This window comes from Acidobacteriota bacterium (assembly GCA_019347945.1).
GTDB lineage: Bacteria > Acidobacteriota > Thermoanaerobaculia > Gp7-AA8 > JAHWKK01 > JAHWKK01.
This window is the reverse complement of record JAHWKK010000033.1, coordinates 18,742-32,137: the sequence shown is the minus strand read 5'-3', so window position 1 is coordinate 32,137 and position 13,396 is coordinate 18,742. Positions and strand designations below refer to the sequence as shown.

Sequence of the window (13,396 nt, the reverse complement as noted above, 5' to 3'; positions counted from 1 at the left end):
CCCGTTCGCCCCCGGGTCGGGTGGTTCCTGTCCTGCTTATCTTTCACCCCGCCAGTTGGGTGGGCGCGCCCGGTGTTGGGTTTGTTGCGGGGGTGGGTGGTTTTTTGGTCCGCCGGGTTGGCCAAACCGGCCCCCGGGGGGGGGGGTTGATTTATTTGGAAATTTATTTTTTTTTATACGCCTACCATATGTTGGTTGGTTTTTTTTTTCACCAATTCACCCCCCGACCCCGTCTCCAGGGATTACTCTAACGCACACCCGATCGCTTCCGAAATGCTCTGGTGGGAGCCTCCGCCCCCGGGTCAGCCCGTCAGTCTGGAGACACTCAAAACAGAGATTGTCTTCCCGTCCAGCGTCACAATTCCGGTGACCATCTCGCTCCGTTCGCCGCCCGAAACCACCGGCTGGGGCTGTATCCTCGCCTGCTCCACCCGGACCACTCTCAGGACCCGATCGACTCGAAATCCGAACGTATCGCCCTCCGAATTGACCACGATGATCCGGGAATCGAGTACTTCCTTCCATGTCCATTCGAGATCGAGAATCTTCGCGACATCGATCAACGTCACGATTTTCCCCCGGAGGGAAAATATGCCGAGAATCTCGGCGGGCGCATTCGGCACCGGAGTCCAGTCGCGCGGAACGATGATCTGCTCGACCAGCCCGACGTCGATCGAGTACATCTCCTCTCCGAGCTGGAATGTAAGCAGCTCGGAGACGTCTGCCTGCAGAGTCTCGGCCTCGGACTCCTGCTCATCATCGTCCGCGACGCGAAGTCCCGCCGTCCGCTTGAACTCGTCGAGACGAACCACGGCGTCATCGGCCGCGGACCGTGCGGGGCTATCGGGTCCCTCCGCTGCTGCCGTTCGTCCGTCGACCTTCTTTTCCGGCGCTTTCTTCGCTCTGCTCTTCCGCCGGACCTTCTTCGCTGGCTCCGGCTCGGAGCCGGCCTCGATCGGAGGAGCAGCGTCCGCGTCGCCGGCCTTCTCCTGTTTCTTCTCCTTCGCCTTCTTCCGGATCTTGACGAGATCCACCATCAGGCGCTCTCCTCGATCAGCCGGTGCTCGAGAGCGGCGTCACGAATTCTTTCCGCGTCGATCTCGTGCGTATCGTCTCCGAAGGCGTCGAGGAGCGCCGTAGTCGCCACCGAGTTGATCAGCCGCGGTATTCCGCGTGTCACTTCGTAGAGGGCGCGGACGGATTCCTCCGTGAACGGATCGGCCGCCGCTCCCGCTTTTCTGACCCGATGCGACACGTACTCGCGGGTCTCCGTCTGATCGAGTGCACCGAGCCGGTAACGGAGGCCGATCCGCTGCCTCAGCGGTTCATACGGCTTGCGGTCGAGGCGGACCTCGAGCTCTGGCTGTCCGATGAGAATCACCGAGAGAAGATTCTCGTCGTCGAGCTGAAAGTTGGTCAGCAGCCTGATCTCGTCGAACGTCGCTTTCGAAGGGATCAGCTGGGCCTCGTCGATGATGAGCACGGGCGAACGCTCCTCTTCGTAGAGCTCGAACAGGAGCGAATGGATCTGGTCCAGAAGATCGTTTCTGAAGAATCTCGGCTCGGCTCCGAGACCCGCGGCAATCGAGCGGAGAAGCTGGGACGGGGTCAGACGAGGGTTGATCAGAAGTACGACCGGCCGTGAGTCACCGATCCGGTCGATCAGAGCTCGCGAAAGAGTCGTCTTGCCGCAGCCGATGTCTCCAACGAGAAGCGCGAGATCCTTGTCCTCGACGGCGTACTCGAGACGGGCCAGAGCTTCGCTGTGTTGCCGGCTCTCGAAAAGGAAAGATGGGTCGGGCGTCTTGCCGAACGGCTTTTCGCTGAATCCGAAGTGTTCCTCGAACATCGGTCAGGCCCCCGCCCGCCGCCGCTTCTCTCGTGCCGGCGCGCCGAAGCTCGCGATGAGCGAAGAGGTATCGACGACGATCACTGCATCGTCTTCACCGATCTCGGTCGCACCCGCGACCCCCGGCACACCTTCGAGCCGGCGGCCGATCGACTTGATGACGACCTCCTGCTGTCGGATGATTCTGTCGACCATGATTCCGGTCGTACCCTCGGTGCCCCGAACCACCACCACGAACCACTTTTCGTCGGGACCGGCTCGTTCGTCCTCGAGACCGAACGCGTCCGAAAGCCGCACGAGCGGAATCGGAACCTCGCGCAGGTAATAGACTTCTCTCATACCGATCTTCGAGATGTCCCGTTCCCAGATTCGCACAATCTCATCCACGGAGGTCAGCGGTATCGCGTATCGATTTTCGAGAATCTCGACCACGAGCGCCTGAATGATGGCCAGGGTAATCGGAAGGGTGATTCGGAACGTCGTCCCCTCTCCCGGCGTCGAGAGAATCTCGATCGAGCCCTTCAGCGCCGATATGTTTCTCTTCACGACGTCCAGACCGACTCCCCTTCCGGATATCTCGCTCACGCTAGTCGCGGTCGAAAACCCAGGCTCGAAAATGAGATCGATGATCTGCCGCTTCGAGAGATTCTTCTCGTCCGTGATCAGACCCCGTTTCTTCGCCACGTTCGCTACCTTCTCCGAATCGATTCCCGCACCGTCGTCGGTGACGTCGATGACCACGGAATTCCCCTTCTGATACGCGGCGACAGTGACCTTTCCGGTTTCTTCTTTCCCTCTCTTTTTCCTCTCTTCGGCGCTCTCGATTCCGTGGTCGATCGCGTTCCGGATGAGGTGCAGGAGCGGATCGCCCAACTCTTCGACCATCACCTTGTCGAGCTCGGTGTCCTCCCCCTTCAGAGTGAGCTCGATCTCCTTACCGAGCTCCCGTGCGATCTTTCGAATCGCGCGTGAGAGCTTGGCGTAGATCTGGCCGACCGGAACCATCCTCATCTCGATGACCGACCGCTGAAGATCTCCGAGACGCCGGTCGAGATTCCGCGAGAGCTTGAGCAGCTCCTGAGCAATCGCATGGTTTCGATCCATCTGTTCGGACCGCGAAAGGTTTTCGAGGTGCGCCCGTTCGATCAGCAGCTCGCCGACGACATTCATCACATGGTCGAGCCGTGCGATGTCGACCCTGACCGTCTGGCCGATACTTCTGAGGGAAATCTCCTCGTCGACGGCGGCGGGAGCTCTCGCGCCTGTGCTCAGCGGGCTGACATCGCCATCGCCTGCGAGATCCCGCACCTCCTCGAGGCTGAGCTCGGTTCCGAACAGGAGGCGGAAGCCGAGACGATCCGGCGCGGAGGGATCGACCGAGGGGAGAGTGGAAATGACCTCGCCCGCCCTGGCGAGGGTGTCGTTGACCGTGCGGAGGTCGGTATCGAACGAATCGAACGCGAACGAGACGCTGACGGAAAAGACCGCTCGGCCTTCCCTGATGCAGGTGGCGAGACGATGTTCCTCGTACTCGGTGAGCGACTTGCGCGTCTGCTCGTCGATGTCGAGATCGAGCAGCGGATCGTCAGTGACCGCACTCGTCTCGGCACGGGTCAGCCGGTGAATCCGGGAGATCAGGGCGGGGACGTCGATCAGCTCCGCGACGTCGGGATCCTGAATCGCCATCACGAGCCTGTTGAGGCCGTCCACCGAGTCGTAAAGGACGTCCAGGAGCTCGCTGGTGATCGGAATCTTTCCCATCCTCAACCGGTCGAGCATCTCTTCGAGGTTGTGGGAGAGCTCGGAGATCTCAGTCAGCCCGAGCATCCCGGCCAGACCTTTGAGCGAGTGGACTTCCCGGAAAATCCTGTTGACGACTTCCGGCCGGACCTTTCCGCCCGCGGATTCCAGCTCCGAGAGCCCGCCCGACAACGCCTCGAGGAGCTCCTCCGCTTCGGAAGTGAACTCGCGCCGGGCCCGATCGTCCTCGCGACTCATCGCCTCAGATCCCGAGCAATTTGGAGAGCTTGTCGGCCAGGGTTTGCGGCTCGAACGGCTTGATCAGATACGCCTCGGCGCCGAGAGATTCGGCGCGCTTTCGATCCTCTTCGGTCGCCTCGGTCGAGATCACGAGAATCGGGATCCGCTGGTATTGAGGGTGACTCTTCAGAAAGCTGACGAGCTCCAGTCCATTGATGTCCGGCATGTTGATGTCGGTCAGGATCGCGCTGAAATCGTGATGCGGGAGCACCTTGAGCGCTTCGAATCCGCTCGAGGCCTCCACGATCTCGAAGTCCCCGATGTCGTACGACTGGAGCAGAGTCGTCAGATAGGCGCGCATCGAGTGGGAGTCTTCGACGACCAGGAGTTTCGTAGTCATTCGTTCCAGTCGATTCCCTTCTTCCGAGCATTGGCGAGAACGGCGTTGTGAAAGGCGAGCCCGGCCTGTTCGATGAAGAACTCGAGCCCGTTCATGTCACCCATAGGCATCCTCTGCCCTCCGTTGTCTCCGTAGAGAATACCGGCCACTTCTCCTCCGTCCGCAATCGGGATCACGATGACCTCCGAAGGAACCCGGTTCCCCATGCCCTCGACAAGTTTAACGTTAGTCGGGGTTCGTCTCATCTTTCCCCGGTGCGATCTGCCCGTGGTCGCGACATCGCGAAGGACCGAATCTTCGTCCCGCGGAATCCAGAGACGCCGGGCCAGGTCGAACATCGGGCGGCCGGTCCCCGTCTCCCCGAACCCCCCCAGTCCGATGAACCGGACCGGCGATGCGACGAAGAGGACTCCTCGATCGAGCCATCCCGATGCCAGGCGCAGAATCGTGTCGGCGACCGTCGTGATGTCGTCCGGATTCGACAGCTCGTCGATCAGGTGTTTGACCAGATTTCGTGACCGTCCCGACCTCTCCCTCTCCGCAATCTCGTAGAACGCTGCTCCGACCCGCTTGTCGTCGTCGCTGAGCGTCAGCGCGAGCTCACTCCAGTCCTCGATGGCCTTCCGGCAGAACAGCAGCATCTCGTCGCCGAACCGGTTGAGGCTCGTCATCGCGATGTTCGGCCGAAGATGAGCCTGCGAAGGCTTGGTCAGGTAGAGCTCGGCCCCCTTTTCCAGTACCTCGTGCCGGCGCTCGAGGTCCGCCTCCGGATCGACGATCACGACCGGAAGGTGCCGGTTCTTCTTCTTGATCATTTTCAGCAGTTCCACCGACGCGTTTCCCACTTCCGGCGAGTCGTCGAGAAACGTCACGAAGAATTCGTTCGCCGTGAGAAGCTGCCCGATCCTTGCCGCGGCATCCTCGATGACCCCATACTGCGAAAGGTTGTATCCCGCCTCGGCGAAGGTTCGCTTCGCAGCGACGCGAATCATCGGGTTCGTCTCGAACAGGACTACGTTCCGGTCGACTTCCGCAACCGCCGGGCTCGGCCTCTGGAACGACTCGAACGAAGGCGGCAGCGCGCCGGTCGCTCCCGCATGATCCAGAGCCAGCTGCACCTGATCGATAGGCGGAACCCCCTCGCTCTCCAGCGTGTCGGCTGCAGCCACCTCCTCGAGGTCCGCATCTTCCAGATCGAGCTCGGCCTGAGGCTCGGGGCTGACCGTCTCGAAGGGGGGAGGCTGCTCGATCTCAGGCTCGGGCTCCCGTCCGGGCTCGATCTCGGGCTCGGGCTCCTGCTCAGGCTCGATCTCAGGCTCGGGCTCCTGCTCAGGCTCGATCTCAGGCTCGGGCTCCTGCTCAGGCTCGATCTCAGGCTCGGGCTCCTGCTCAGGCTCGATCTCAGGCTCGGGCTCCTGCTCAGGCTCGATCTCAGGCTCGACTTCCGGCACCGCTTCGAAGACCGGCGCCCGGTACCCGGGGATCTCCGGAATCGGGACGTTTCCCGTGAAGGTCTCCGGGAGCGCGTCGACGAACGCGTCCTCTCCGAGGTCCTCGAACGCCGGTTCGTCCCGATCGGCACTTTCGAAGGCGGGCTCCTCCTGCGCGAAAGAACGCCCCGCGGTCTCCGGAACCGCCGTGGAGCCGGGTGAAGTGAGGGTCCGGATCTCTTCGCCAAAGCCGATTCCTCTGGCTTTTTCGGCGGTCGTCTCGCCTCGTAGCAGAGCTTTTCCGGCCCTCAGGGACTCCTCGAGCCCCTGCAGCGGTCTGAGTTTCTCGTCGCTCTCGAACACTTCGGCCGGAGAGATGCCTCCTTCCGCAAAGATCGCGTCCGGGTCGTAGTCGATCCGATCATCGACCGTCTCGCTGAGAATGAAGTTGAATTCACCCCTGGCCTTCTCACGGAGGCTTCCCACCACTTCTGCGATCATCAGTTTTGCAGCTTCCCCGAGCTGCTCGGGAGAGATGAGCTCGGCGTCAATCAGATCGCCGGCCGGGGTTCCGCTGTCGAGCTTCGAGAGAATGTCCGGCGATGCGAGACCTCGCTGACGGAGGTAGGTGCCGAGATTGCCCGCCTCGGGAGCGGCGGCGGCCACGATGCGACCCTGCCTGAAGTAGATGCACCATCTCTGATCCCCATCGATGATCTCCAGCATCCCGGTGCGGCGGCTCAGAAAGACGATCTGAACGATGTCCGGAATCGAGAGGTCCTCGAGACGGCCGAGCAGGCTCATGAAACGACCGCCCGCAGATTGAGCGAGGTCATGGTCATTTCTTCCCCGAGGGAAGCCCGCTCTTCTTCATGATGCCGTCGAGAACCCCGTTGACGAATTGCGAGGACCGATCGCTGCCGAATCGCTTTGCGAGCTCCACCGCCTCGTCGATCACGACCAGCGGGGGCGCATCCTTTTCGTGAAGCATCTCGAACACGGCCATCCGGATGATGTTCCGGTCGACCGCCGCCATTCGAGAGACACGCCAGTGCTCGGCCTGATCCGCAATCATGGAATCGATGTCGTCTTTTTTTTCCCACGCGCCGACAAAGAGCCGTCGAGCGAATCGACGCACCGTTTCCTTCGCGCGAAGGTAGTCCTCGAACGTGTCCAGAATCCTTTCGGAGGAGTTGCCCGACAGATCCTGCTGAAAAAGCATCTGCAGGGCCAGCTCCCGTGCCGTGCGCCGAGCCCCCATTGATCAGCCGGCTCCCCGGGCCGGCTCGGCTGAGCCAATGCGCATCACGTTCCACCTTCCGTGAGCCTGGTCCGGAGTCCGGCCATCTCGATCGCAGCGAGAGCAGCCTCCCATCCCTTGTTGTGTGCGCCGAAGCAGCGCTCGTCTGCCTGCTCGACCGTGTCGCATGTGATCACGCCGAAGGAAACCGGAATCCCCGTCCTCTCGGCCACTCTCGAGATTCCATCGGTCATCTGCGCGGAGATGTAGTCGAAATGCGGCGTCTCACCCCGGATCAACGCGCCGAGAGTCACGATTGCGTCCACCGTTCCCGCTTCCGCGAGCCATGCCGTGACCTGAGGGATCTCGAATGCGCCGGGCACCCGTACGATCCGGATGCTGTCCGAGCTCGCACCGTGCGCTTCGAGACACCGCACCGCCCCCTCCAGCAGCGCCTCGGTGTGCCGTTCGTTGAAACGGCTCGCGACGATCCCGAACCGGAAACCGCTCGCGTCATCAGATCCTTCAAAGAAGCCAGGCATCGCCAGCCAGGATTATACGTGCGCTCAGCGCGTACCTGCGCCGGCAGCAGTCGTTCCCGCGATCAGCGAGCGCTCCTCGACTTCGCTGTCGAAATACGACTCGATTCCGCTGAAGATCGCGCGAGCGATCCGGTCCCGGGATTTCCTGCTGCCCAGCAGCGAATGGTCGTCGGGGTTGCCGAGGTTCGCGACTTCGAGAAGCACGCGGGTTGGAATCGTGTTGTGCCGGATCACCGCCGGCACCCACTCGCCTCCACCGCGGACGACGTGCCCGCGCACGGCACCGTACGGATGGACCGGAAGATTCGCTTCCGCGAACGCACCGAGAATCGACTCCGCCATTCTCCGCGAGAGCGCCTCGGCGGTTCTCGCCTCCTCCGCCGTCTGCGTGACGACGGGATTCTGCCGGACCTCGGCCCGCGCGAGATAGACGTCCTCACGCTTGCCGAACGTCCCCGTGACGTGCCGCTGCCCCGGGACGTAGGCCATCGCACCGCGTAGCGATGGGTGGAGAGAATCGGCGTGAAGCGAGATGAACACCACCTTGTCCGGACTCGTTCCGCCGCTGACCGCATTCGAGAAAATCGCGTTGGCGAGATACCACCGGAGATTGACTCCAATCACCGGATTGTCGAGATCGTAGACAGGGTTCGTGAGAAGAATGTGATCCTTCACATTCCTCACGGTGTCATCGAGGGCTGGCGTAAAACCGAGGCTCTTCGATCGCGTCGTGATCCACACCTTCGCGCCGCTCTCGCGCTCGGCATAGTCTCTGACGCGGCAGGCGATGTCGTACACGTAGCTTGACTCCCAGAGGTCGCCACGGCTGGCACCGACGTCGCGGCCGCCGTGACCCGGATCGATCACGATCTGGACGCCTTCGAGACGCGCCGCTCTCGGCCGGTCGACGAGCAGCATCCTCTCGCGCTCCTCTCTCTCCCACGCGATGCGAAGCGGATCTCCCGGCGGCCGGTACTCCGCGGTCACGAGCTCGAGCGGAATCCGGACGCGGTATCCGACCGGTAGCCTCGAAACGTCCTCGATGCGGTTGAGCTCGATGATTCGCGACACCGCTTGGTTGACGTCGTCCGCGTGCACCCGACCCGTGAACCGGATCGCGACCGAAGAGTAGATCGCCTCCCCCTCCTTGAGCCGATACTCCGCCCAGCTCCCGTTTGCGTCGGCACCGTACTCCAGGAGAGCGCTTTCGGCCGCATCCCTCCCCATCTGAATGACCCGGTAGTCCGGCCCGTCGACCGCGGAGAGGGGAGCATTGGCAAACGCCGGCAGCAGAAACCGTCTCGGAATCAGGATTCGTTCGCCCACCCGGGTCGACATTGCGAGGCCGGGGTTTGCAGAACGGATCTCGGAGTAGTTGCGTCCGTCCCCGGTGAACCAGCGTGCGATCTCCCACAGCGTCTCCCCCTCGAAGGTCCGATCGAAGGTGACCTGATGAATCCACCCGTCGGCAACCCTTCCATCGTGTGGAAAGATCTCCTCGACGACGGCTGCTTTCAGCTCGTCGCGGACCCAGGTCCATGGCACGCGCACACGCTGACCGGCGAGCAGGTTCTCGCCGGCACCGTTGATCTCCGCCAGCCGCCGCCAGTTCGCCCCGTCGCCCGTCACACGGCGGGCAAGCCGGCTCCAGGCATCTCCTCTGTGAGCACGGACGACCAGCATCAGGTCGCCTTCTTCGGTCAGGACTCCCTCGATGTTGTCGGTAATCCTCGCGCGAGTCTCCTCAGCGAACGCTCCTGCTGCGAGGAGCACCATCGCGAGAGTCGCTGCTGCCTTCCACCCTTTCATCCCCATCACACCCCGGGCAACCAATTTCGACACTGCCCCGGAAAAGTGTACCAGAACGAGCCCACGCCCCGCCGGAGGCCCTTGACGTAACTGTCGCCCGCGAGGCGCGGGCTCGGGATTTCCCGGGAACGTTCTTCCTGTCCCCCGGCTGAAGCCGGGGGCTAAGATCTTTCGCCCGCTTGCGCGGGCTTGCTGGAGGTCGAGATCGCCGGAGATTCAAAGTGAATGTGAATCTTGAGCGTCTGTCGCCCGCGAGGCGCGGCTCGGTAAGAACTCCACGCTAGATCTTTTTGGAGTCCGCGGAGCGGGCGACAGAATAAGGCACGACGGGCATATTGTCTCGGGCTCGCTCCAGTCGGACGCAGCTGAAGGAGCCGCCGGCGGCGGCGACAGTTCTTAGCCCCCGTCTTCAGCCGGGGACAGACACGGGCCCCTGGAATGTCGAGCCCGCGCCCCGCGGGCGACAGAATGCCGGTAGGCTGAAATTCACTGGCGGATGAATCGAGATCTTTAGAGCTCGTCCGCGCTTCGCGGGGCTCAGGTTGCCGGGGTGTTCGACCTCGCAGAATCCCGGCCTCCGGCCTGTGCGTTCGACGTCGGCCGCGGCCGCTTCCGGGCTCTTCTGTCGGGCAGATCTACGGAAGCCTCGGCCGGTTCGTCGGTCTGTCGACGCTCTTCTGCCGGCGCCTTCCTCTCGATCCATTCGATCTCCTGATCGGACCGGTGCGCCGATACCGAGGATACGACCTCGATGCGCGTGCCGAACTCCCTTTCGAGCCTGTGGAGGTCGGCCCGGCGGAGGTTCTGAACGGCGTCGGCGAGCTCGGGATGAAGCGTCACGCGGGCGAGCTCGATGGAACTGGTCGAGATCCGGTTCTCGAGCTTTCGGAGCAGACCGAGTCCGACGAGCTCACGGCTCGCGATCCTCCCGTTTCCTCCGCACGTCGGACATGGCCGCTGCGTCTGGAGATCGAGCGCTTCACCGAGGCGCTGTCGCTTGATCTCGAGCAGACCGTTCGGCGAGATCCGGCCAACGGTGTACCGGGCGCGATCCGGTCGCATCGCCGCTCTGATCTCCCGTTCGACCCGCTTTCGGTCACTCTGCGATCGCATGTCGATGAAATCGACGACGATGAGACCGCCGACGTCGCGGAGCCGGAGCTGTCGCGCGATCTCGTTGGCCGCTTCGGTGTTTGCGATCAGCACCGTCTCGTCGCGGCCGAGCCCCTTCGATGTCTTACCCGAGTTCACGTCGATTGCCACGAGCGCCTCGGTGCGGTCGATCGAGATCATCCCTCCGGAAGGAAGCTCTACGGTTCGCGCATGAATCCGATCGATCCGAGTCTCGATGTCGAACCGTTCGAACAGCGGAGTTCGCTCTTCGTAATGAATCAGCTTCACCCGCCCGCGCGGGATAAAGATGCGGAGCAGCTTTTCAGCTCTCGCAAACGCGAGCGGATCGTCGATCAGGACCTCGTCGATGTCGCCTGTGAGATGGTCGCGGAGCGCGCGCATGATGATGTCCTGGTCGGTGTAGAGAAGCTTCGGACCCTTCCCCTTCTTCGACTCGTCGATGATCCGCTTCCACAGCCTCTGCAGCATCCGGAGATCGCGCCGCACCGTGTCGAGAGTCTGGCCGATCGCATTCTCGCGGATCCGCACTCCGTTACCGGCGTCGACACCGAGCTTTCCACCGAGCGCGGTGAGGTCCTTTCTCTTCGTCTCGTCGGTGACGCTGCGGTCGACGTGAACCTCAGTTCCGTACGGTCTCAATACGAGGTGTCGTCCGATCAGCTCGATGTCGGTCGAGACCCGCGCACCCTTCTCCTCGATCGGCTCCTTCCGAACCTGTACCAGCAGCTCGGCGCCGGCTCCGAGGACTTCGTCGATCGGCGGCGGCCTGCTCCCGCCGTGCGGCTCGTTCGACCATGCCTGCCGGACGACGCCGGAAGCGGCGAGAAATCCGTTCTTTCTCACACCGTAGTCGACGAATGCAGCGTTCAGACGAGGCTCGACGTTGTGTACGTGACCCCGGTAGATGTTTCCCTTCGTCAGTCCACGATCGGAAACTTCGATCTGGAAATTCTCGAGCTCCGTTCCGTGAACTGTCGCAATCCGGATCTCTTCCGGATTCTTCGCGTTGATCAGCATTTTCCGATCGCTCATGAACGGAAACTCTGAGCGCGGAACGTGCCAGAAAGCCGGATGGCGGCAGAAACTCGATCCTGTTACGCCGCTCAGCTCGTGGCAAGGCGCGGAGGATGAGCGTGCGTCAGACAGCTCCGCACCAGGGAGTGCAATGCATCGAGGTCGAACGGCTTGGGAAGGAGCGCACAGATGTCCCGATCGAGCACTTCGGCGACGGCAGAATCCTTCGCGGCGCTGATCACGATCACGGGGATCCGCTGCAAGTCGGGATCCTCGGCCCGGCGACGAAGAACCTCCCAACCCGATACTTTGGGCATCATCAGATCGAGAATCAGGAGCTCCGCCTCACCAGATCGCATCTCCTTCAGCGCTTCACGACCGTCCTTCGCTTCATGCAGCCGATACCCCTCGCGGCGCAGAGAGCTGATCAACAGCTTTCGAAGCGCCGGATCGTCCTCGGCAACCAGAATGCAGTTCGGGCAGTCCGCCATGTCCCTGTCCGCGTGACTCGACATTCTCTTTTGTGCAGCATTTCCTGTGCCCGACGCGCTCGACACTCAGGGTCCGGTTCAGCGCATCAGCTCCGCGGCCTGCTCGAGGCACTCGTCGACGCGCTCCTGAGTCGCGCTCTCGCAGTAGATGCGGATCAGCGGCTCGGTGCCGGACCGCCTGAAGAGAATCCACGTTCCGTCGGCATAGTTGAGCTTAACCCCGTCGATTTCTTCGCGCGCGACGAAATCGCGTCCGAATTTCCCGTCGAGCTCCCCGCTTCGCGCGCTCTCGACCACAGCAGCGCAGGCCTCGGAGGTCGTTCTGATGTCCCGCCGGCCGTAGCGGCTCGGCCCCATCTCCTCCTCCATCTCCGCGATCAGGGTGGAGAGCGGCTTTTCGTTCGCCGCAACGCATTCTCCCACCATCAGTCCGGAAAGGACGCCATCACGCTCGGGAATGAAGTCGCCAAACCCGACGCCTCCACTCTCCTCTCCCCCGATGAGGACATCGTGAGTGAGCATCCGATCGACGACGTGCTTGAAGCCGATCGCGGTCTCTACGACTGGCACGTCGAGAATCCGGCCGAGCCGCTCGATCTGCCGGGTCGTCGAGAAGGTCTTCACGATCTCCCCGGTCTTTCGTTTCCGCCGGACGAGGTCGAGCGCGAGAAGGGTGAGGATCTGGTGAGGTGTGACGAACCGCCCGCTCTCGTCGAGAATCCCGAGCCGGTCCGCGTCACCGTCGTTGCAGATCGCGAGATCGAACTCTCCCGACCTCATCGTTTCCATCGAAGCATCGAGGTTGCTCGGAATCGGCTCGGGATTGACGCCGCCGAACCCCGGGTTCACTTCACCACGAACTGTCGTCACATCGGTTTCGGGGACGGCTCTTCCGGGCAGACCGGCAGAAGCTCCATGGATCGGATCGTGAAGAATCCGGATTCCCGATTGCTCGAGCAGCTCGACGTCGAGCCGGGCTCGGATCGCGGCGAGATAGTCCGCCAGAATGTCGGTCTCCCGGACCGCTCCGCCTGCGCGATCTTCCGATGTCCCGAGAGCCGAGACGATCGAATCATAGATCCCGGGAAGAGCCGAGCCTCCGTACCATCCCTTGAACTTCAGTCCGTTGTAGATCGCAGGATTGTGGCTCGCGGTCACCACGACGCCACCGGCCGCGCGTTTGAAGCGAACGGCGTGCGACACCGTTTGCGACGGCGTCGCCGCATTCGACAGAACAACCTCGAACCCCGAAGCCGCAAGCTCGTCCGCGACGACGAGCGCAAACTCCCGGGAGAGGAATCTACGGTCGTAGCCGACGACGAGAAGGTTGCTCGATACCTCCCGAGGGGAATCCATGGCTCGTGCCGCGACGCCCATGGCACGCGCGACGATCTTCACGCTGTCGAATGTAAAGCCCTCCGCGATGACGGCGCGCCAGCCGTCCGTGCCGAATTCGATCTTCATCCCGGCGGATTGTATCCGGGGGCTCGGAGGCGATCGGGACCGC

General features: G+C 62.5%; 11 protein-coding genes. All 11 read right to left on the bottom strand.

The genetic code is table 11. The features are described from left to right. Nucleotides 1-302 precede the first annotated feature (302 nt). On the bottom strand, nucleotides 303-1,037 hold the full coding sequence (locus tag KY459_15475) for a chemotaxis protein CheW (protein ID MBW3566110.1): 735 nt from the start codon (nucleotides 1,035-1,037) through the stop codon (nucleotides 303-305). Beyond that, entirely contained in the window at nucleotides 1,037-1,849 is an 813-nt protein-coding gene (locus KY459_15470; GenBank protein ID MBW3566109.1) for an AAA family ATPase, read from the bottom strand. The genes KY459_15475 and KY459_15470 overlap by 1 nt, the downstream gene beginning before the upstream one ends. A gap of 3 nt (nucleotides 1,850-1,852) precedes the next feature. Continuing rightward, nucleotides 1,853-3,847: a chemotaxis protein CheA gene (locus tag KY459_15465; protein MBW3566108.1), complete on the bottom strand. Its 1,995-nt coding sequence runs from the start codon at nucleotides 3,845-3,847 to the stop codon at nucleotides 1,853-1,855. Nucleotides 3,848-3,851: 4 nt separating this feature from the next. Then, nucleotides 3,852-4,229 carry a response regulator gene (locus KY459_15460; protein ID MBW3566107.1) on the bottom strand — a complete coding sequence of 126 codons (378 nt, stop codon included), beginning with the start codon at nucleotides 4,227-4,229 and terminating at the stop codon, nucleotides 3,852-3,854. Next, nucleotides 4,226-6,463 (bottom strand): response regulator, encoded by a 2,238-nt coding sequence (locus KY459_15455; protein ID MBW3566106.1) that lies wholly within the window; start codon nucleotides 6,461-6,463, stop codon nucleotides 4,226-4,228. The genes KY459_15460 and KY459_15455 overlap by 4 nt, the downstream gene beginning before the upstream one ends. A gap of 34 nt (nucleotides 6,464-6,497) precedes the next feature. Beyond that, complete coding sequence (gene nusB / locus KY459_15450) at nucleotides 6,498-6,920, bottom strand: transcription antitermination factor NusB (GenBank protein MBW3566105.1); 423 nt, start codon at nucleotides 6,918-6,920, stop codon at nucleotides 6,498-6,500. Between the two features lie 44 nt (nucleotides 6,921-6,964). Beyond that, nucleotides 6,965-7,441 (bottom strand): 6,7-dimethyl-8-ribityllumazine synthase, encoded by a 477-nt coding sequence (gene ribH, locus KY459_15445; GenBank protein ID MBW3566104.1) that lies wholly within the window; start codon nucleotides 7,439-7,441, stop codon nucleotides 6,965-6,967. A gap of 24 nt (nucleotides 7,442-7,465) precedes the next feature. Further along, nucleotides 7,466-9,250 (bottom strand): N-acetylmuramoyl-L-alanine amidase, encoded by a 1,785-nt coding sequence (locus tag KY459_15440; GenBank protein MBW3566103.1) that lies wholly within the window; start codon nucleotides 9,248-9,250, stop codon nucleotides 7,466-7,468. Between the two features lie 537 nt (nucleotides 9,251-9,787). Continuing rightward, nucleotides 9,788-11,416: an Rne/Rng family ribonuclease gene (locus KY459_15435; protein MBW3566102.1), complete on the bottom strand. Its 1,629-nt coding sequence runs from the start codon at nucleotides 11,414-11,416 to the stop codon at nucleotides 9,788-9,790. Between the two features lie 71 nt (nucleotides 11,417-11,487). Beyond that, nucleotides 11,488-11,913: a response regulator gene (locus tag KY459_15430; protein ID MBW3566101.1), complete on the bottom strand. Its 426-nt coding sequence runs from the start codon at nucleotides 11,911-11,913 to the stop codon at nucleotides 11,488-11,490. 54 nt (nucleotides 11,914-11,967) lie between these two features. Further along, nucleotides 11,968-13,353 carry a phosphoglucomutase/phosphomannomutase family protein gene (locus tag KY459_15425; GenBank protein ID MBW3566100.1) on the bottom strand — a complete coding sequence of 462 codons (1,386 nt, stop codon included), beginning with the start codon at nucleotides 13,351-13,353 and terminating at the stop codon, nucleotides 11,968-11,970. Nucleotides 13,354-13,396 lie beyond the last annotated feature (43 nt).